19 protein-coding genes are annotated in these 16,833 nt (G+C 67.8%); 12 read left to right on the top strand and 7 right to left on the bottom strand.

What is annotated here, in order from left to right; all coding sequences use genetic code 11:
* The first annotated feature begins 242 nt into the window (after positions 1-242).
* The gene (locus tag ACLM5J_RS20575; protein ID WP_413658551.1) at positions 243-1,442 is read left to right on the top strand and encodes an acyl-CoA dehydrogenase family protein; all 1,200 of its coding nucleotides are present in this window, start codon (positions 243-245) and stop codon (positions 1,440-1,442) included.
* Positions 1,443-1,530: 88 nt separating this feature from the next.
* Here ACLM5J_RS20575 and ACLM5J_RS20570 read toward each other — a convergent pair whose 3' ends face one another.
* Positions 1,531-2,199 (bottom strand): hypothetical protein, encoded by a 669-nt coding sequence (locus ACLM5J_RS20570; RefSeq protein WP_413658550.1) that lies wholly within the window; start codon positions 2,197-2,199, stop codon positions 1,531-1,533.
* Positions 2,200-2,314: 115 nt separating this feature from the next.
* Between ACLM5J_RS20570 and ACLM5J_RS20565 the strand changes: the two genes are divergently transcribed.
* From ACLM5J_RS20565 to ACLM5J_RS20550, 4 genes are read left to right on the top strand one after another with little or no spacing between them, the layout of a single operon-like run.
* Positions 2,315-2,503, top strand: a complete 189-nt coding sequence (locus ACLM5J_RS20565) for a DUF5302 domain-containing protein (protein ID WP_413658549.1) — start codon at positions 2,315-2,317, stop codon at positions 2,501-2,503.
* A gap of 9 nt (positions 2,504-2,512) precedes the next feature.
* Positions 2,513-3,139 (top strand): DUF6758 family protein, encoded by a 627-nt coding sequence (locus ACLM5J_RS20560; RefSeq protein ID WP_413658548.1) that lies wholly within the window; start codon positions 2,513-2,515, stop codon positions 3,137-3,139.
* 45 nt (positions 3,140-3,184) lie between these two features.
* On the top strand, positions 3,185-4,063 hold the full coding sequence (locus ACLM5J_RS20555) for a PHP domain-containing protein (protein WP_413658547.1): 879 nt from the start codon (positions 3,185-3,187) through the stop codon (positions 4,061-4,063).
* Positions 4,060-4,677, top strand: a complete 618-nt coding sequence (locus ACLM5J_RS20550) for a MarC family protein (protein ID WP_413658546.1) — start codon at positions 4,060-4,062, stop codon at positions 4,675-4,677. The genes ACLM5J_RS20555 and ACLM5J_RS20550 overlap by 4 nt, the downstream gene beginning before the upstream one ends.
* 37 nt (positions 4,678-4,714) lie before the next feature.
* On the opposite strand, the gene ACLM5J_RS20545 is transcribed toward ACLM5J_RS20550, so the two are convergent.
* The gene (locus ACLM5J_RS20545; RefSeq protein ID WP_413658545.1) at positions 4,715-5,482 is read right to left on the bottom strand and encodes an SDR family NAD(P)-dependent oxidoreductase; all 768 of its coding nucleotides are present in this window, start codon (positions 5,480-5,482) and stop codon (positions 4,715-4,717) included.
* An 87-nt stretch (positions 5,483-5,569) separates the two neighbouring features.
* Between ACLM5J_RS20545 and ACLM5J_RS20540 the strand changes: the two genes are divergently transcribed.
* Together ACLM5J_RS20540 and ACLM5J_RS20535 are read left to right on the top strand one after the other, a co-directional pair.
* Entirely contained in the window at positions 5,570-6,349 is a 780-nt protein-coding gene (locus ACLM5J_RS20540) for a ParA family protein (protein WP_413658544.1), read from the top strand.
* Between the two features lie 10 nt (positions 6,350-6,359).
* The gene (locus tag ACLM5J_RS20535) at positions 6,360-7,043 is read left to right on the top strand and encodes a L,D-transpeptidase (RefSeq protein ID WP_413658543.1); all 684 of its coding nucleotides are present in this window, start codon (positions 6,360-6,362) and stop codon (positions 7,041-7,043) included.
* Positions 7,044-7,180: 137 nt separating this feature from the next.
* Here the strand turns inward: ACLM5J_RS20535 and ACLM5J_RS20530 are convergent, their stop codons facing one another.
* Positions 7,181-8,692, bottom strand: a complete 1,512-nt coding sequence (locus tag ACLM5J_RS20530) for a DEAD/DEAH box helicase (RefSeq protein ID WP_413658542.1) — start codon at positions 8,690-8,692, stop codon at positions 7,181-7,183.
* Between the two features lie 165 nt (positions 8,693-8,857).
* On the opposite strand from ACLM5J_RS20530, the gene ACLM5J_RS20525 reads away from it, so the two are divergent.
* The 3 genes from ACLM5J_RS20525 to ACLM5J_RS20515 all read left to right on the top strand — a co-directional run bounded on the left by ACLM5J_RS20525 (position 8,858) and on the right by ACLM5J_RS20515 (position 11,803).
* On the top strand, positions 8,858-9,571 hold the full coding sequence (locus tag ACLM5J_RS20525; protein WP_413658541.1) for a ferritin-like fold-containing protein: 714 nt from the start codon (positions 8,858-8,860) through the stop codon (positions 9,569-9,571).
* Positions 9,572-9,698: 127 nt separating this feature from the next.
* On the top strand, positions 9,699-10,229 hold the full coding sequence (locus ACLM5J_RS20520) for a MarR family winged helix-turn-helix transcriptional regulator (protein WP_413658540.1): 531 nt from the start codon (positions 9,699-9,701) through the stop codon (positions 10,227-10,229).
* Positions 10,226-11,803 (top strand): MFS transporter, encoded by a 1,578-nt coding sequence (locus ACLM5J_RS20515; protein ID WP_413658539.1) that lies wholly within the window; start codon positions 10,226-10,228, stop codon positions 11,801-11,803. Before ACLM5J_RS20520 ends, ACLM5J_RS20515 begins: the two co-directional genes overlap by 4 nt.
* 87 nt (positions 11,804-11,890) lie before the next feature.
* Here ACLM5J_RS20515 and ACLM5J_RS20510 read toward each other — a convergent pair whose 3' ends face one another.
* Genes ACLM5J_RS20510 through ACLM5J_RS20500 form a run of 3 tightly spaced genes read right to left on the bottom strand, consistent with a single transcriptional unit; the run spans position 11,891 to position 13,007 of the window.
* Entirely contained in the window at positions 11,891-12,163 is a 273-nt protein-coding gene (locus ACLM5J_RS20510; protein ID WP_413658538.1) for a hypothetical protein, read from the bottom strand.
* Between the two features lie 13 nt (positions 12,164-12,176).
* Positions 12,177-12,401: a DUF3107 domain-containing protein gene (locus ACLM5J_RS20505; RefSeq protein ID WP_413658537.1), complete on the bottom strand. Its 225-nt coding sequence runs from the start codon at positions 12,399-12,401 to the stop codon at positions 12,177-12,179.
* 24 nt (positions 12,402-12,425) lie between these two features.
* A complete protein-coding gene (locus tag ACLM5J_RS20500) occupies positions 12,426-13,007 on the bottom strand; it encodes a TetR/AcrR family transcriptional regulator (RefSeq protein ID WP_413658552.1) in 582 nt (193 codons plus the stop codon).
* A gap of 237 nt (positions 13,008-13,244) precedes the next feature.
* On the opposite strand from ACLM5J_RS20500, the gene moeZ reads away from it, so the two are divergent.
* The gene (gene moeZ, locus ACLM5J_RS20495; RefSeq protein ID WP_413658536.1) at positions 13,245-14,462 is read left to right on the top strand and encodes an adenylyltransferase/sulfurtransferase MoeZ; all 1,218 of its coding nucleotides are present in this window, start codon (positions 13,245-13,247) and stop codon (positions 14,460-14,462) included.
* Positions 14,463-14,532: 70 nt separating this feature from the next.
* Here moeZ and ACLM5J_RS20490 read toward each other — a convergent pair whose 3' ends face one another.
* A complete protein-coding gene (locus ACLM5J_RS20490) occupies positions 14,533-16,065 on the bottom strand; it encodes a sulfatase (protein ID WP_413658535.1) in 1,533 nt (510 codons plus the stop codon).
* A 111-nt stretch (positions 16,066-16,176) separates the two neighbouring features.
* Between ACLM5J_RS20490 and ACLM5J_RS20485 the strand changes: the two genes are divergently transcribed.
* Positions 16,177-16,542, top strand: coding sequence for an MGMT family protein (locus ACLM5J_RS20485; RefSeq protein WP_413658534.1), 366 nt, complete (start codon positions 16,177-16,179; stop codon positions 16,540-16,542).
* The last annotated feature ends 291 nt before the right edge of the window (positions 16,543-16,833 follow it).

Raw genomic sequence — 16,833 nt, 5'->3', positions numbered from 1 at the left:
TGACGAAAAGCCCCTGAAATCGACGATTTCAGGGGCTTTTCGTCAGGGACTATCTGGAGCGAGGCGCGAAGCTGCGAGTTCGTGGCTCCTGATCAGGGGTGCCGCGGTGGCGGTTCGTGCCCCTGATCGGCGGCGTGTGGCTTGTCTCACTAGAAGGAACCCTCGTGCGGGCAGGTTAAGAGTCACTAACATGCCCAGGTAGCCGATCGCCCGCGCAGGCGGGTGAGTGAGGAAGGTGCCAAATGGGGCGACTGTGTCAGACCGAGGGATTGACCGACATTCAGGAAGAGATCCTGAAGACGGTCCGACAGTTCGTGGACGAGAAGATCATCCCGGTCGCCCAGGAGCTGGAGCACGCCGACGAGTACCCCACCGAGATCGTCGAGGGACTCAAGGAGCTCGGCATCTTCGGCATCATGATCCCCGAGGAGTACGGCGGCCTCGGTGAGTCGCTGCTGACCTACGCGCTCTGCGTGGAGGAGATCGCCCGCGGTTGGATGAGCGTCTCCGGTGTCATCAACACCCACTTCATCGTCGCCTACATGCTGATGAAGCACGGCACCGAGGAGCAGAAGCGCAACTACCTGCCCCGGATGGCGACCGGCGAGGTGCGCGGTGCCTTCTCGATGTCCGAGCCCGGCCTGGGCTCCGACGTCTCCGCGGTGGCGACCAAGGCGGTCAAGAACGCCGACGGCAGCTACGCGATCACCGGCCAGAAGATGTGGCTGACCAACGGTGGCTCCTCCACCCTGGTCGCGGTGTTGACCAAGACCGACGAGGGTGCCTCCTCGGTCTACAAGAACATGACCACCTTCCTGGTCGAGAAGACCCCCGGCTTCGGCGAGGTCGCCCAGGGCATCACCGTGCCCGGGAAGATCGACAAGATGGGCTACAAGGGCATCGACACCACGGAGATGATCTTCGAGGGCCACCAGATCGCTGCCGAGCAGATCCTGGGTGGAGAGCCCGGCAAGGGCTTCTTCCAGATGATGGACGGCGTCGAGGTGGGTCGCGTCAACGTAGCGGCCCGCGCCTGTGGTCTGGCCTGGCGTGGCTTCGAGTTGGGCATCTCCTACGCCCAGCAGCGGCACACCTTCGGCAAGCCGATCGCCGAGCACCAGGCGGTGCTCTTCCGGCTCGCCGAGATGGCGACCAAGGTCGAGACGGCGCACAACATGATGGTCCGCGCCGCCCGCCTCAAGGACACCGGTCGCCGGATGGACGTCGAGGCCGGCATGGCGAAGATGGTGGCCAGTGAGTACGCCAACGAGGTGGTCGAGGACTCGTTCCGGATCCACGGTGGCTACGGCTACTCCAAGGAGTACGAGATCGAGCGGATCATGCGTGAGGTGAAGTTCATGCTGATCGGCGAGGGCACCAGCGACATCCAGAAGATGATCATCGGCAAGGCCCTGCTCAAGGACTACCAGCTGAAGGGCTGAGCCCCACAGTGACCAACGGCCGCCGTCCCCGCCTTCGGGCAGGGACGGCGGCCGTTGCGTTTGCCGACTCACGCCGATCAGGCGTCTGTCAGGAGGTCCACTTCCACGACGCGAGGATCGAGTTCGTGATCGCGTCGCGCTTCTTGGCCGCCAGCGTCGTCGGGTAGGAGAAGCCGATCACGGTGACCCGGCCCTCGTCGTCGATCACCGCGTACTGGTCGAGCAGGTACGGAGCGGGAGAGGCCTTCATCGTGCCGCGGTGGTGGGTGGCCGGACGGGCGTCGATGAAGACCCGGTCCAGAGTCTCCAGCTTGCTGGCCTCCGCGGTCAGCTGCTCGGTGATGCTCTCCTCGAGGCCGTCGAGGTCGCCGCCCGAAGCCACGATGTAGGTGACCGCGACGTTGTTGCGGAAGCCGTCCTTGCCGTCGCGTTCCCATGCGGCGGTGTCGATGTCGCCGTCGAGCTCCTTGGCTCCGGCGGTGTCCTCGACCCAGGAGGCCGGGACGCGGAAGCGGTAGCCGTTGCCGCGGATCTTCGGTCCCTTCGCGGGCTTGCCGAAGTCGACGGTGGTCGCCTCCGGCTCGGTCGGCGTCTCTGACGGCGTCGACGAGCTCTCGGGCGCCGAGCTCGCCTCGCTGCTGGGCTCGGAGCCGGCGTCCTTCTTCTTGTCGTCGGAACCGCCGCACCCGGTCAGGCTGGCGATGGTGAGCGCGCTGGCGAGGACGGCGGCAGGCCAGCGGAGACGGGTCCGGATCATGAGCGCAAACTACCTTGCCCACTCGAAGAGACGTAGGCGGTCCCGAGGAAAGGTCTGGTCTGTTGGCCTGAGATTTGTCATGGTGGATCAGGACACCTGCGAACAGGAGACCGCGATGACTGATGCCAGTGAGGCAAACCAGGACCTCAAGGCCCGAATGCGCGAAGCGTTGGACCGTAAGAACAACAACGAGCAAGGGGTCCACCAGGACGGCCCGGTGCGTGAGAAGGCGCATGGGGCCGAGGTGGCCGGGGGAGCCGCTCCCAAGATGCATCGCCGCAAGGCTGGAGGCGGCGGCGCCTGAGTCACTCCGGTGACACTGCTCGTGACCTGCCCGCGCTGCCCTGTGCCGTTGCGGCCGGCGGCGGCCGGGTGGGTCTGCGCCACTCACGGCGCGGTCGCCCCTCTACGGCGACCCGAGGTGGTCGACTACGACACCTTCGCCGAGCACCTGCAGGTCGCTGACGGCTTCCCTACCTATCTTCCGTGGCCGCTGGCCGATGCCTGGCGGGTGACGGACTTCGCCGTGGTCGGCGAGTCGACCCACCCGTTGGCGACATTGACCTCGGTGGCCGCCACGACGAGTGTCGACGGGCCGATCGAGATCACCGTGGTCGCGGAGGAGCCGGGGATCGGGCTGGGCGCTCGCTGTGCCGGCCTGGCGCAGAGCGACCCGGGCACCCAGATCCGGAACGCCCAGCCGGGGCCGCGGGTCAGGGTCGATCAGCAGACGTTGCCGCTGTGGCCGGTGAGCGTCGCCGGAGCCGGCTTCGAGCGGAGCGTGGCTGCCGGGGAAGCGCAGGGGCGCTGGCTCTGGCTGATTCTGCGGCCCGCCTCAGCCCTGCTCCTGCTCACCGAGGGGTGGGCGCTGGCCGACCTCTCCCATATGGGTGGTGCCCTGCTCGACGTGCCCTTCGGAGGGGCTGCCCCGCCGTGGTGACTCGCGAGTTAACTACCCGGGGCGCCGGAGTCGTAGGCTGCCGTGGTGAGGATTGATCTGCATACCCACTCACGCGCAAGCGATGGAACGCAGACTCCTGCAGATCTGATGACCGCCGCGGCTCGGGCCGGCCTGGACGTGATCGCCCTGACCGACCATGACACCGCCGAGGGCTGGGGTGAAGCATCGGCCGCGGCTCGCGAGCTCGGCATCACCCTGGTTCCCGGGATGGAGATCAGCACGGAGTTCGAAGGACGCGCGGTACACCTGTTGGCCTACCTTCCCGACCCTGGTTACCCGCCGTTGAGCGCGACACTCGCCACGGTGCTGGACGCGCGGAACGCCCGTGTCCCGGCGATCGTCGAGCGGCTGACCGCGCACGGTATCGAGATCACCGTCGAGGACGTCGTCGCGCATGCTGACGGCGCTGCCGCGGTCGGGCGCCCGCACGTGGCCGACGCCCTGGTGGCGCTGGGCGTGGTCGGTCATCGTGACCAGGCGTTCGCGCAGTGGCTGAGCCCGGGCCGCCCCGGTCACGTGCACCGCTTCTCGGCCGGTCTGCGCGAGATGATCGCCCTCGTCGAGCAGGCGGGTGGGGTCTCGGTGCTGGCCCACGTCTGGGGACGGCACCTGCCGGAGACCCTCGACGAGCGGGAGATCGCCGCGCTTGCCGAGCTCGGCCTCGGCGGACTGGAGGTCGACCATCAGGACCACGACGACGCCACCCGCGGTCGGCTCCGGGCGCTCGCGGTCGACCTGGACCTGGTGATCACCGGCTCCAGCGACCACCACGGTCTGGGCAAGACCGACCACGAGTTGGGCTGCAACCTGACCGAACCCGAGCAGTACCAACGACTCCTGGAGCTTGCTGCCGACGCCGCGGCCCGCTCCGGACGCCGGACCCCGGAGGTGGTCGGCCGATGAACGAAGTGATCCAGCTGACCATGCTCACCGAGGTCTTCGTGACCCTCTTCGTGATCATGGACCCGCCGGGCACGATCCCGGTCTTCCTCTCACTGACCGCCGGTCGCTCCGCGGCGTCGGTCCGCAAGGCGGCCTGGCAGGCGGTCTGCGTCTCCTTCCTGGTGATCACCATCTTCGCCCTCTTCGGCCAGGGGATCTTGGCCTACATGCACATCTCCATCCCCGCGCTGCAATGCGCCGGTGGCCTGCTCCTGTTGCTGGTCGCGTTGGAGCTGTTGATGGGCTATGACAAGGATCCGACCACCAGCGGCGAGACCAACGTCGCGCTGGTGCCGCTGGGTACACCGCTGCTGGCCGGACCGGGCGCGATCGTGGCGGTGATGCTCTTCGTGCAGAAGGCGGACACCGCTCCCGAGATCTCCGCGCTGGCGATCGGGATCGTCAGCGTGCACATCGTGCTCTGGCTGACGATGCGGTTCTCGGTACGGATCCTCAAGGTGATCCGGGAGGGCGGCGTCATGCTGGTCACCCGGATCGCCGGCCTGCTGCTCTCCGCGATCGCGGTGCAGATGGTCGCCGACGCCGTGCGCGCGTTCATCGCCGGCGAGGGCTGAGCCCCCGACGCGGTGAGCCCAGTCGCCTGGGTTCGGGCTACCTCCGGCCGAGCGACTGGGCCCGCTGGAGCAGTCCGGTCGGGACGATCCGGGCCGCTCGGACGATCGCTCGGTACCGCTTGGAGGGGATCGAGATCCGGCGGCCGCGGTCCAGGTCGGCGAGCGCCTCGCTGACCAGGGCGGGCGCCTCCAGCCAGAGGAAGCCGGGCGCGGAGTCGCGGCTCACCTCCATCCGCTGGTGGAACTCGGTCTTCACGAACCCGGGACAGAGGGCCATCACCTGGACGCCGTCGGCGGCGTACTCGGCGTGCGCCCACTCGCTGAAACTGTTCACCCAGGCCTTGGCCGCGCTGTAGGTGCCGCGCGGCAGGAAGCTGGCCACGCTCGAGACGTTGACGATCGCGCCGTGGCGACGCGCCACCATCGCGCCGAGAGCGGCGTGGCTGAGCCGCAGGACCGCGACGACCAGGACGTCGAGCATCTGCTGCTCGGCCTCGATGTCGTTGACCAGGAACCGTTCTTTGAGCCCGAAGCCGGCGTTGTTGATCAGGAGGTCGACGGGCCGGTCGGCGTCGGCGAGCCGGGCCTCGACCTTGGCCAGCTCGGTGCGGTCGGTGAGGTCGGCGGCGAGGATCTCGACGGCGCCGCCGTGCCGGGCGCGGACTTCGGCGGCCACCGACTCCAGGCGGGCGGCGTCCCGGGCGACCAGGATCAGGTCGTGGCCGGAGGCGGCCAACTGTTCGACGAACTCGCGGCCGATACCGGCGGTGGCGCCGGTGACCAGCGCCGTGGGGGAGGAGGTCATGGGAGACAGCCAACCTGCCCCGCGGGTCTTCGGCAAGTGAACCGATCCCTGTCCGCGGGTCGCTGAGGTCCGGCATGATGGTCGGTGATGACCACGACAACGCTCGCGATCGCCAACCAGAAGGGTGGCGTCGCCAAGACGACCACCGTCGCCTCCCTGGGCGCTGCCCTGGCCGAGCTCGGCCAGCGGGTGCTGCTGATCGACCTGGACCCGCAGGCCTGCCTGACCTTCTCCTTGGGCGTCGATCCCGAGGATCTGGAGCTCTCGGTACATCAGGTGCTGACCAAGGACCTCGACATCACGGAGGCCCTGCTCACCACAGAGGACGGCGTCGACCTGCTCCCCGCGACGATCGAGTTGGCGCGTGCCGAGGCCGATCTGTTGACCCGGACCGGGCGGGAGTACGTGGTCCGTGGCGCTCTCGAACGGCTCGCCGAGCTCGGCGAGGGGTACGACTGGGTTCTGCTGGACTGCCCGCCGTCGCTCGGCGTGCTCACCGTGGCCGCGTTGACGGCCGCGGACGCCGTGCTGATCCCGCTGCAGTGCGAGACTCTCTCGCACCGTGGTGTCGGGCAGTTGCTCGACACCGTCCACGACGTGCGCCGCTTCACGAACCGCCGGCTTGCTGTCTGGGGTGTCCTGCCGACGCTCTTCGACGGCCGGACGAACCACGCGCGCCGGGTGTTGGAGAACATCTCGGAGACCTACGACCTCGAGGTGGTCGAGCCGCCGATCCCGAAGACCATCAAGTTCGCCGAGGCGCCGGCCGCAGGTCGTTCGATCCTCGCGCTGAACCGGGCCAGCAAGGGCGCCATCGCGTACCGCGAGGTCGCCGCTGGTCTGCTTGCTCGCCGCGCCGAGGCGTGATCGGACGCTCGTGGGACGACATCGCAGTACGCCCCGGCCTGCGGGGCGTCGGGTACGGCCCACAGCGCGACGCGGTGGCCGCTGGCTGGCGCTGACCGGTTCGATCCTCGGCACCGGCCTCGTTGTCGGCGTCGGGGTCGCAGTGACTCCTGCCGAGGTGGTCGAGACGGTGACCGCGAGCGAGCCCGACGAGCAGCGCCGTCAGCTGTCGGGTGCGGTCCTGGGTGCCGGAAGCTCGCGGGTCGCCCCGCAGGCGCGGATGGTGCTCGAACCGCGGCGGTCGGGTCGGCCGTCCGTCCCCAAGCGCTCGGGAGAAGGCCGCCGGGTGGTCTTCAGTCAGTCGGCGCAGCGGGTCTGGCTGGTCCGCGCAGACGGCACTACCCAACGGAGCTATCTGGTCTCCGGGAGCGCCTACGACAACCTGCATCCGGGCAGCTACCGCGTCTATTCGCGGTCGGAGCAGGCCTGGGGGATCGACGACTCGGGAACAATGCGTTGGTTCGTCCGTTTCACCCGCGGCCCGAACGCCGCGATCGGGTTCCACGACATCCCGATCGACGACGGTGCGCCGGTACAGACCCACGCCCAACTCGGGACGCCGCTCTCGCACGGCTGCATCCGGCAGCGCACCGTCGACGCCAAGGCGATGTGGGAGTTCGCGCCATTGGGCACCTCGGTGGTCGTCGTCGCCTGAGCGGACGTCGTCCGTTCCGAGGATCCGTTCCCACCAAATGCATGACGTCCCGCAGGCAAGCCTGCGGGACGTCTTACGTGGTGTGTACCCGCTCCCACGAAACGGATGACGTCGCGGGCGGCGGAGCACGTCAGGTGCTACTCGGCTGCAGCAGCTGCCTCCACCGGTGCGGAGCCCTCGGCGCTGGTCTTCGCGGCGGACGAGCCGCTGCGACGACGGCGTCGGCGCTGGCGCGGCTTGGCGTCGGCACCCTCGCCATCCGAGCCTTCGGGGCCGGTGGCGGGAGCTGCGTCCTCGGCGGGCGCGGTCTCGCCGGCAGCGACCTCGACAGCTTGGCCACCACGGGTGCGGACCCGGTTGCGGGAGCGACGTGGGCGGGACGGCTTCTCCTTGGCCTCACCGCGGTCGTTGCGCTCAGCGCGCTCGGTCTGCTCCTTGGGCGCGGCGATCCGGCCCTTGGTCCCGGGCGCGATGCCGAGGTCGGTGTACAGGTGCGGGGAGGTCGAGTAGGTCTCCTGCGGCTCGTCGAACGGCAGGTCGAGTGCCTTGTTGATGACCTTCCAGCGGGTCAGGTCGGCCCAGTCGACGAAGGTCACCGCGACACCGGTGGCGCCGGCCCGGCCGGTCCGGCCGATCCGGTGCACGTAGGTCTTCTCGTCCTCGGTGCAGGTGTAGTTGATGACGTGGCTGACGCCGGCGACGTCGATACCGCGGGCAGCGACGTCGGTGGCGACCAGGACCTTGAGCTTGTCCTCGCGGAAGCGGGTCAGCGCCTTCTCCCGCGACGTCTGCTGCATGTCGCCGTGCAACGGGCTGGCGTTGAAGCCGCGCTCGACGAGGTCGTCGGCAACGCGCTGCGCCTGGCGCTTGGTGCGGGTGAAGACGATCACCTTGTCGGCGTCGTCGGCCTGCAGGATCCGGCCGATGATCTCGGTCTTGTCGAGGTCGTGGGCCTGGTAGATGAACTGCGCGGTGGCCGGCACGGTTTGGTTGTCGTCGGCCGACTCCGCACGGATGTTCATCGGGTGGCGCATGTGGCTGCGTGCCAGGGCGATGATCGCGGCGGGCATGGTGGCCGAGAAGAGCATGGTCTGGCGCGTCTCGGGGGTCTTCGAGAGGAGACGCTCGACGTCGGGCAGGAAGCCCAGGTCCAGCATTTCGTCGGCCTCGTCGAGGACGACTGCCTTGACGTGGGACAGGTCGAGGGCGCCGCGGTTGTTGAGGTCGATCAGTCGGCCGGGGGTACCTACGACGAGGTCGACGCCGCTCTGCAGCGCGTCGAGTTGCGGCTCGTAGCCGACGCCGCCGTAGACGGTGAGCACGCGGACGCCGCGGTCGGAGCCGGCGAGTTCGACGTCCTTGGACACCTGGATGGCGAGCTCGCGGGTCGGCGCAACGATCAGCGCCTGGGGCTTGCCCTGCGCCATCTCGGCGTAGTCGGCGTCGGTCGGGACGACGATGCGCTGGACGACGGGGATACCGAAGGCGAAGGTCTTGCCGGTACCGGTACGGGCCTGGCCGATGAGGTCGGTGCCGAGCAGGGCGACCGAGAGGGTCATCTCCTGGATCGGGAAGGGCTTGACGATGCCGGCGCGCTCAAGCGCATCGGCGATTTCGGGGATCACCCCGAGTTCTCTGAAGGTGGTCACGCTGTGAAGTTCTCTTCCGTGAGTAGGTCTGTGCGGCCGACTCCGGAACCGGGCTGACCGCGCACATGCGCCGGCGCGCGAACCCTGGGAATCCTTGTCCAGGTGGCGCCGATACGGTGTCAATGCAAGACACGCACAAGTCAAGTCTATCGGTACGCTTCCGGCATGACTGAATCCTCGCCGACGCCTGCGTCCGGAAATGACCGGATCGCTTTCGACGACCCTGACTACCGCGCCGCGGTGGTGGACCTGCTGGCCGTGATCTCGTACGGCGAACTGGTGGCCTTCGAGCGGTTGGCCGAGGATGCCAAGTCGGCGCCGTCGTTGGCGGCCAAGGTGGATCTGGCGACGATGGCAGCGGCCGAGTTCGAGAACGCGCTGCGGCTCAACCAGCGGTTGAGCGAGCTGGGGGCCGACCCTTACGAGGCGATGGAGCCGTTCCGCGAGCCGCTCAACGCGTTCCATGCGCACACGGCGCCGGCGGATTGGTTGGAGAGCCTGGTCAAGGCGTACGTAGGTGACGGCCTGGCTCGGGACTTCTACGCCGAGATCGCCGCCTTCCTCGACGTCGACTCGCGTGACCTGATCCTCTCGGCTCTGGAGCGGACCCAGCACAGTGACTTCGTGGTCGAGCACGTGCGGGCGGCGATCGCCGCGGATCCGCGGGTCGGCGGCCGTCTCGCGCTGTGGGGACGCCGGTTGATGGGGGAGGCGTTGACCCAGGCACAGGGGATCGCTGCGGAGCGTGACGCGCTCTCGGCGCTGCTCGCCGGTGGCGTGGACCGTCCTGGGATGGATCTTGCGGCGTTGGGCCGGATGTTCAGCCGCTTGACCGAGCGTCATGCGTACCGGATGGCGGAGCTCGGACTCGCCCACTGAGCCTCGCTTCAGCGCCCTCGCCACGCCCCCGACCGACCGGTCGGGGGCGTTGTCGTTGACGCATGTGACGAAAGCTTCACCAAGTGAAACTTGACTATGCGAACTACTTCCGGCGAATATAGTTCACATGGTCAATGATCCTGGCGTCCCCCGAGCGGTCGCAGTCGGCGCGCACAACGTGCCGTGCGACGACTCCGTGAGCGAGTTGGCGATACACCTCTTCGCTGTCGCGCGCACGCTGCGTTCGGTGATGCACCGCAACGCTGTCAACGGCGGCCTGCGTCGCGGCGACGCCGCGCTGTTGCGGGCCCTGGTCGATCTGGGAGCGATGCGCCCCAGCCAGCTCGCCACCCATCTGGGTATCGGCGCCTCTGCCGTGAGTCGCCATCTGGCTCTGCTCACCGAGGCGGAGCTGGTCAGCCGAGACCGCGATCCGGACGACCGGCGCGCGGAGATCGTCGAGATCACCGACGAGGGCCGGGCCCGGTTGGTCGAGTTGAAGCAGACCTACATCGCGTTGATGCGGGACTACTTCGGCGACTGGGACCAGATCCAGATGCGCGAGGCGGCGCAGACGTTGAAGCACATCGCCGACGCCATGACCACGAAGAATATGGGTGATGCCACGGCAGCCCTTCGAAATGAGGAGGAGCGATGACGCCCGTAGAGAAGCAGGTGGCTGAACCCACCCACAAGGAAATCATGGAGGTCCTCGCCGGCCTCCTTGCCATGATGTTCGTCGCGATGATCAGTTCGACCATCGTCAGCACCGCGCTACCGACGATCATCGGCGACCTCGAGGGGTCGCAGTCCCAGTACACCTGGGTGGTCACCGCGACCCTGCTCGCGATGACCGTCTCGAGCCCGATCTGGGCGAAGATGGCCGACCTCTTCGACAAGAAGCTGTTGGTCCAGATCTCCGGTCTGCTGTTCCTGTCCGGCTCGCTCGCTGCCGGTCTGGTCGCGAACGTCCCGCAGCTGCTCGCCGCGCGAGCGCTGCAAGGCCTCGGCGTCGGCGGCCTGATGGCGCTGACCCAGGCGATCATCGGCACCCTGATCCCGCCGCGCCAGCGCGGCAAGTACTCCGGCTACATGGCCGCTGTGATGGCGGTCGCTACCGTCTCCGGCCCGCTGCTCGGTGGGCTGATCGTGGACAGCCTCGGCTGGCGCTGGTGCTTCTTCATCGCGGTCCCGATCACCTTGATGGGGCTCGCCATGATCCAGAAGTTCCTGCACCTTTCGCACTCCCCGCGCAAGGTCCAGATCGACTGGTGGGGCGGGCTGTACATCTCGATCGCGGCCAGCCTCCCGCTGGTCTGGGTCTCCTTCGCCGGCAAGAACTACGACTGGATCTCCGCTGAGTCGGGCTACTTCCTGATCGGCACCCTGCTCGCGGTGGTGCTCGCGATCCGTACCGAGCGCCGTCACCCGGAGCCGCTGGTGCCGCCGCGGATCATCATGGAGCGCACCACCACGCTCGCGATCACCGCCAGCATCGCGGTCGGCATCGCCCAGTTCGGGACCTCGGTCTTCCTGAGCCAGTTCTTCCAGACCGCCCAGGGCTACTCGCCGACGCAGGCCGGACTGCTGATGATCCCGCTGATCTTCGGCTCGATGATCGGTGCCACCGGATCGGGTGCCTACATCACCCGGACCGGCAAGTGGAAGCCCGTGATGATGCTCGGTGCCGGTGCACTGATCGTCGGCTTGGCGCTGATGGGCCCGACCGACCACACCACGCCGATCTGGCACATCAGCCTCTTCATGGTGCTGATGGGTCTCGGCCAGGGTGCGTTGATGCAGAACGTCGTGCTGGTCGTGCAGAACACGGTCGACGTGAAGGACATCGGTGCCGCCAGCGGCGTCGTCTCCTTCTTCCGATCGCTCGGTGGCACGGTCGGCATCGCGGTACTGGGAGCGGTGCTCGCCAACCGGGTGGCCGACACGTCGGCCGTCTCGATCGGTGACCTGGTCAAGAGCGGAGAGCTGACGCCGAAGGAGGCCGCTGTGGTGGCCGGCTCCGGGCTGGACTTCAACGCCATGCCGCCGTCCGCGGTGGAGGCGATCCGGCACGCCTACGGCGACGACATCGGCCTGATCTTCCTGGTCTCCGCGGCGATCGCGGTGATCTCCCTGGTGGCGATCTGGCGGATGCCCAAGGCGGAGCTGCGGACCACCGTGGCGATGCAGCCGAAGCCGGAGGCCCGGGAGCAGGAGAGCGTCGTCGACTGACCCGCTCGGGTAGACAGGAACGCCGGTGCCGCCGTCGCGATCAGCGACGTGCGGCACCGGCGTTCTTGTTGTTGCTCGTGACGCGGTTCAGCGGCGGCGTGGTGCGAGCCGTGCGACCTGAACCGTGACCAGGGTGACGGCGGCCGCGATGGCGAGCTGCCAGAAGTGCTGCCACCAGTCGATGTTCGGAGTCTCCGGTTCGAAGCCGAAGACCTTCAGGTAGAGCGCCGTACCGAGCAGGCTTCCAGCGACCCCGGCCAGAACCGACATCCACAGGGGAGGCCGGTCGGCCAGTGCCCGGGCGGTCACGCCGACGGCGGTACCGCCGACGAGCGCCGCGAGCAGGTCGTAGAGCTGCACGGTCGGTGTCGATTCAGGAGCGGAGGAAGCCCACGTGCCCGGCCACGCCGCCGCCGATCTCGACGTAGGCGATCTTGGCACCGGGAACGAGGATGCGGCGACCCTTGGTGTCGGTCAGGGCGAGCGCGGAGCCGTCCTCGAGGGCTGCGGCGACCTGCTTCTCCACGGTGTCCGCTTCGGCGTCGGTCTCGACGACGAGTTCGCGGGCGGCCTGCTGGATTCCGATCTTGACCTCCATGGCGGACGTCCTTTCGTGCGTGGGTTAGTCGTGCTTGGGGTACCCGGCGATACCTCGCCAGGCCAGGGCTGAGACCAGGGCAGCGGCGTCCGCCTTGCTGATCTCGCCGGGGTCATTGACCCAGAACCGCGCGCTGACCTGAGCCATTCCGACCAGGGAGACGGCGAGCAGGTTGGCAGCGCGATCGGGCAGGGCGGTGTCCTCGTGGATCACCTCGGTGATCATCGCGGCGCACTCGGTGGTGACCCGGTCCACGCGGTCGCGGATCCCGGGCTCGTTGGTGAGGTCGGACTCGAAGACCAGGCGGAAGGCGCCGGACTCCGAGGCGACGTAGTCGTAGAAGGCGTTGACCGTGGCGGCCACCCGCTGCTTGTTGTCCTCGGTGGAGGCGAGCGCTTCGCGGCAGCTGGCGATCACCGTGTCGCACGATGCGTCGAGCAGCGCGACATAGAGCTCGAGCTTGCCGGGGAAGTGCTGATAGAGAACCGGCTTGGAGACGCCGGCGCGCTCGGCGATGTCGTCCATCGCTGCGGAGTGGTACCCCTGAGCGACGAATACCTCCAGCGCCGACTCGAGTAGTTGAGCTCGACGTGCCTTGCGAGGCATACGCGCCCCACGCGGACGCGGCTCACCGACGCTGTGCTGATCCGTGCTCACCCGGTGCTCCTCACTGGCGCCCACCTACTGGCGACCACCCGCAGCCTACAAGCCAGGTCCCGGTCCGCTGAGTCCGGATGACGGGATCGTGAAGCGAGGGCTTGGCGACACAGGGAACATGGAGGGACAGAACCGTGTTGTAGTGGGTCGTCAGAGCACTCACTCCATTGCCGAGGAGAACTTCTCGTGTCCCTACCCCCGCTCGTGGAACCCGCTGACGAGCTGACCATCGACGAGGTGCGGCGCTACAGCCGTCACCTGATCATTCCCGACGTCGGGATGTCGGGCCAGAAGCGCCTCAAGAACGCCAAGGTCCTGGTCATCGGCGCTGGCGGCCTCGGCTCGCCCGCGCTGCTCTACCTGGCCGCTGCCGGTGTCGGCACGCTGGGTATCGCCGAGTTCGACGAGGTCGACGAGTCCAACCTGCAGCGCCAGGTGATCCACGGCCAGTCCGACATCGGCCGCCCGAAGGCTCAGTCGGCTCGCGACTCCGTCCTCGAGATCAACCCGCTGGTCAACGTTGTGCTGCACGAGGGTCGCCTCGACAACGACAACGTGCTCACGGTCTTCGAGGGCTACGACCTGATCATCGACGGAACCGACAACTTCGCGACCCGCTACATGGTCAACGACGCGGCCTACTTCTTGAAGATCCCGTACGTGTGGGGCTCGATCTACCGCTTCGACGGCCAGGCCTCGGTCTTCTTCCCGCACGCGGTCGACAAGGACGGCGAGTCGCTGAACGCGCCGTGCTACCGCTGCCTCTACCCCGAGCCGCCGCCGCCGGGCATGGTCCCGTCCTGCGCCGAGGGTGGTGTGCTGGGGGTCCTGTGCGCCTCGATCGGTTCGATCCAGGTCAACGAGGGCATCAAGCTGCTCACCGGCGCCGGCGAGCCGCTGGTCGGCAAGCTGATGATCTACGACGCACTCGAGATGGAGTACCGCAAGCTGAAGGTCCGCAAGGACCCGAACTGCGTGCTCTGCGGCGAGAACGCCACCGTCACCGAGCTCATCGACTACGACGCCTTCTGTGGCGCCGTCTCCGACGAAGCCGCCGAGGCGGCGGTCGGCTCGACGATCTCGGTCAACCAGCTCGAGGCGATGCTCAAGCAGCGTGACGCCGGCGAGACCGACTTCGTGCTGATCGATGTGCGCGAGCCGAACGAGTACGAGATCAACAGGATCCCGGGCTCGGTGCTGATCCCCAAGGGCGACTTCCTCAATGGCTCCGCGCTGGAGAAGCTGCCGTCGGACAAGCAGATCGTGCTGCAGTGCAAGTCCGGTGTTCGCTCGGCCGAGTGCCTCGCGATCGTCAAGGGCGCCGGTTACGACAACGCAGTCCACGTGGGTGGCGGCGTCGTTGCCTGGGTGAACCAGATCGACCCGAGCCAGCCCTCGTACTGAGCAACGGCTGAACAACGGAAGAACCCGGTGACCGTCTGGTCACCGGGTTCTTCCGTTGGTAGGGGATCGTTCAGCTGAGCTTCTGGAACTCCTTCGGGCAGGTGTCGCCCGAGCAGTTCCGGTACTCCGCCTCCCAGGCCCGTAGCTGCTTGAGTACCGCGCGGTACCGCGGACCCTTGGCCAGGTTGCGGCTCTCCCCCGGATCGACACTGCGGTCGTAGAGCTCCTCTGGACCGTGGGTCGGCACTACGTAGGTGTAGGAGCCGTAGCGGATTCCGGTGTACATCGGGACACGTCCGCCCTTGACCGGCCACGCCGAGATCGGGATCGGGCGTTGGCCGGTCCTCTGCTTCAGCAGGTCGGGCATGACGTCGGTGCCATCGATCGGCCGGTTCGGCTTGGCTCCGGCCAGGGAAGCGATGGTCGCCGCCAGGTCGGGGTTGGTCACCGGCAGGTCGCTCTTCGTGCCCTTGGGCAGCCCCGGCCCACGCAACAGGATGGGGATCCGCAGCGAGTTGTCGTAGGGGAGCACCTTCCCCATCCGATTGTTGTGCCCCACCATGAAGCCGTTGTCTGAGGTGACGATGATGTAGGTGTCGCGCAGCACGCCCTGCTTCTTCAACTCCGCGACGGTGCTGGCGATGGCATCGTCGACGCTGCGCAGGGACTCGAGGCGCTGCTGATTGACCTCGCGCATCGCTGCTTTGTAGTTGGCGCTGTGGTCGGGCAGGAACCAGAGACTGCCCTTGGTGCCGCGCCACATCTCCGGTACGTCCGGCAGCTCTTGGTCGCTCATCGTGTTGCGGTACTTCTCGGCCGGCATGGTGGTGCTCAGCTGCGCGTCCGGATCGTCGGCGAAGACGGTCGAGGGGTCGTCCGACTCACGGGGACCACCGATGTGCGGGGCGACGTAGTTGACCCACATATAGAAGGGACGCGAGGTGTCGCGGGCCTCCAGCGACTCGCGGCTCATCTCCGCGATGATGTCGGTGCTGTACCCCTCCGGCTTGACGATCCGGCCGTTGGCGTTGAACTCCGTCTCGGTGAAGGAGTAGGTGCTGTCGTCGATGCTGGCCCGCCAGTCCGACCAGCCAGCGGGGATATGGGTCGGGTCCTTCAAGCCGTACCCGTTCAGGTACTTGCCGACGAAGAGGGTGTCGTAGCCGGCACCTTGGAGCCAGACCGGCAGCGTGCGCTGCGGTTGCCGCACGGCTTTCGGCCCGCCGGTCCGCCCCTTGATCGTGCGCGCTCCGTGGTTGATCGCGTACTGCCCGGTCAAGAGGGAGGCGCGAGCCGGCACGCAGAGCGGCGTAGGGGCGAGCCCGTCGGTCAGGGTGACCCCCTGATCCGCGATCAGCGCCTGCAGCGCGGGCATGTGCGCGACGTCGTCGATGCTCATGTCGTCGGCGGTGATCAGCAGGACGTTCGGTGCGTTCGGAGCCGGTGCGGGCTGACTGGCACTCGGTTCCGGGCGTTTGCCGAGGTCACCGGGCGGATCGTCGTCACTACACCCGGCAAGGCCGGCGCTGAGCCCGAGCGCGGCGACGACCGCCCAGGTGGAGAGGGTGCGCCCTCGCCGCGGGAAGCGGCTGACGTGCGGCATCGGGTACCTCTGCTTCAATCGTTTCGGGGCCTCTAGCTATCCCCATAGGCATCGGCCAGCGTAGTCGTGGGCTGGTGCCGCTCCACGACGGCGCAAGGTAGGGACGAAGTGATGGTGGCCAGGCCGGTGGTGGATGTCGACTACGTGGAAGCGGTCTTGTCCTGCGCGGAGCTGGTGCCGGTGGGTAAGGCGACCTCCTATGGGGCGATCGCCGAGGTTGTCGCGCAGCGACTCGGCAGAGGCGGCCCTCGCCAGGTTGCGCGGGTGATGGCAACCCACGGCGGGGGAGTGCCCTGGTGGCGGGTGGTCAGAGCGGACGGCACGTTGCCGATCGAACTGCAGGCACGGGCCGCCGAGAACTACAGCGCCGAGGGCACCCTGCGCCGCGCGAACGGAGGTGTCCGCTTCCCAGCCGCGTGGTGGCAGCCGGAACTGGAGGCCTTGCAGACGGCGGAACAGCGGGCTCCTGAGCGGTGAAACCGGCCGGTAACCCCGGTGTGGCGGGCGTTACCCCGTTTCGTTTTGCATTGGAGGCCGTTTGTTCTCTAATGTTTCACCTGTCGCCGCAAGCGGCAGGCAGGGAAGCCCCCGGCCCGCTGATTGCGGCGGATCTCTGCAGGCACAGGGCTGCAGCTCCGGAAGGAGCGACGCTGTCCTGTGCTCGACCATGTGGAGAAGGTGCGAAACGCCCCGGTTTGACGGGGTGGAGCGGATCGGGTAAGTTTGGTCAGGTTGCGCCGAGGGAACTTCGCCGGTTTGGTGGGGGGA

The organism is Nocardioides sp. Bht2 (assembly GCF_047308515.1).
In the GTDB taxonomy this organism is placed as follows: domain Bacteria; phylum Actinomycetota; class Actinomycetes; order Propionibacteriales; family Nocardioidaceae; genus Nocardioides.
Note: the sequence above shows the minus strand (reverse complement) of the source record. Positions and strands in the feature narration are given on the sequence as shown.

Excerpts from the sequence above, each read along its gene's own strand:
- ACLM5J_RS20505 (WP_413658537.1), bottom strand. The coding sequence starts at position 12,401 with ATGGAGGTCAAGATCGGAATCCAGCAGGCCGCCCGCGAACTCGTCGTC.
- ACLM5J_RS20515 (WP_413658539.1), top strand. The coding sequence starts at position 10,226 with ATGACGCCCGTAGAGAAGCAGGTGGCTGAACCCACCCACAAGGAAATC.
- ACLM5J_RS20540 (WP_413658544.1), top strand. The coding sequence starts at position 5,570 with ATGACCACGACAACGCTCGCGATCGCCAACCAGAAGGGTGGCGTCGCC.
- ACLM5J_RS20490 (WP_413658535.1), bottom strand. The coding sequence starts at position 16,065 with ATGCCGCACGTCAGCCGCTTCCCGCGGCGAGGGCGCACCCTCTCCACC.
- ACLM5J_RS20520 (WP_413658540.1), top strand. The coding sequence starts at position 9,699 with ATGGTCAATGATCCTGGCGTCCCCCGAGCGGTCGCAGTCGGCGCGCAC.
- ACLM5J_RS20565 (WP_413658549.1), top strand. The coding sequence starts at position 2,315 with ATGACTGATGCCAGTGAGGCAAACCAGGACCTCAAGGCCCGAATGCGC.
- ACLM5J_RS20550 (WP_413658546.1), top strand. The coding sequence starts at position 4,060 with ATGAACGAAGTGATCCAGCTGACCATGCTCACCGAGGTCTTCGTGACC.
- ACLM5J_RS20575 (WP_413658551.1), top strand. The coding sequence starts at position 243 with ATGGGGCGACTGTGTCAGACCGAGGGATTGACCGACATTCAGGAAGAG.
- ACLM5J_RS20500 (WP_413658552.1), bottom strand. The coding sequence starts at position 13,007 with ATGCCTCGCAAGGCACGTCGAGCTCAACTACTCGAGTCGGCGCTGGAG.
- ACLM5J_RS20485 (WP_413658534.1), top strand. The coding sequence starts at position 16,177 with ATGGTGGCCAGGCCGGTGGTGGATGTCGACTACGTGGAAGCGGTCTTG.
- ACLM5J_RS20545 (WP_413658545.1), bottom strand. The coding sequence starts at position 5,482 with ATGACCTCCTCCCCCACGGCGCTGGTCACCGGCGCCACCGCCGGTATC.
- ACLM5J_RS20570 (WP_413658550.1), bottom strand. The coding sequence starts at position 2,199 with ATGATCCGGACCCGTCTCCGCTGGCCTGCCGCCGTCCTCGCCAGCGCG.
- ACLM5J_RS20525 (WP_413658541.1), top strand. The coding sequence starts at position 8,858 with ATGACTGAATCCTCGCCGACGCCTGCGTCCGGAAATGACCGGATCGCT.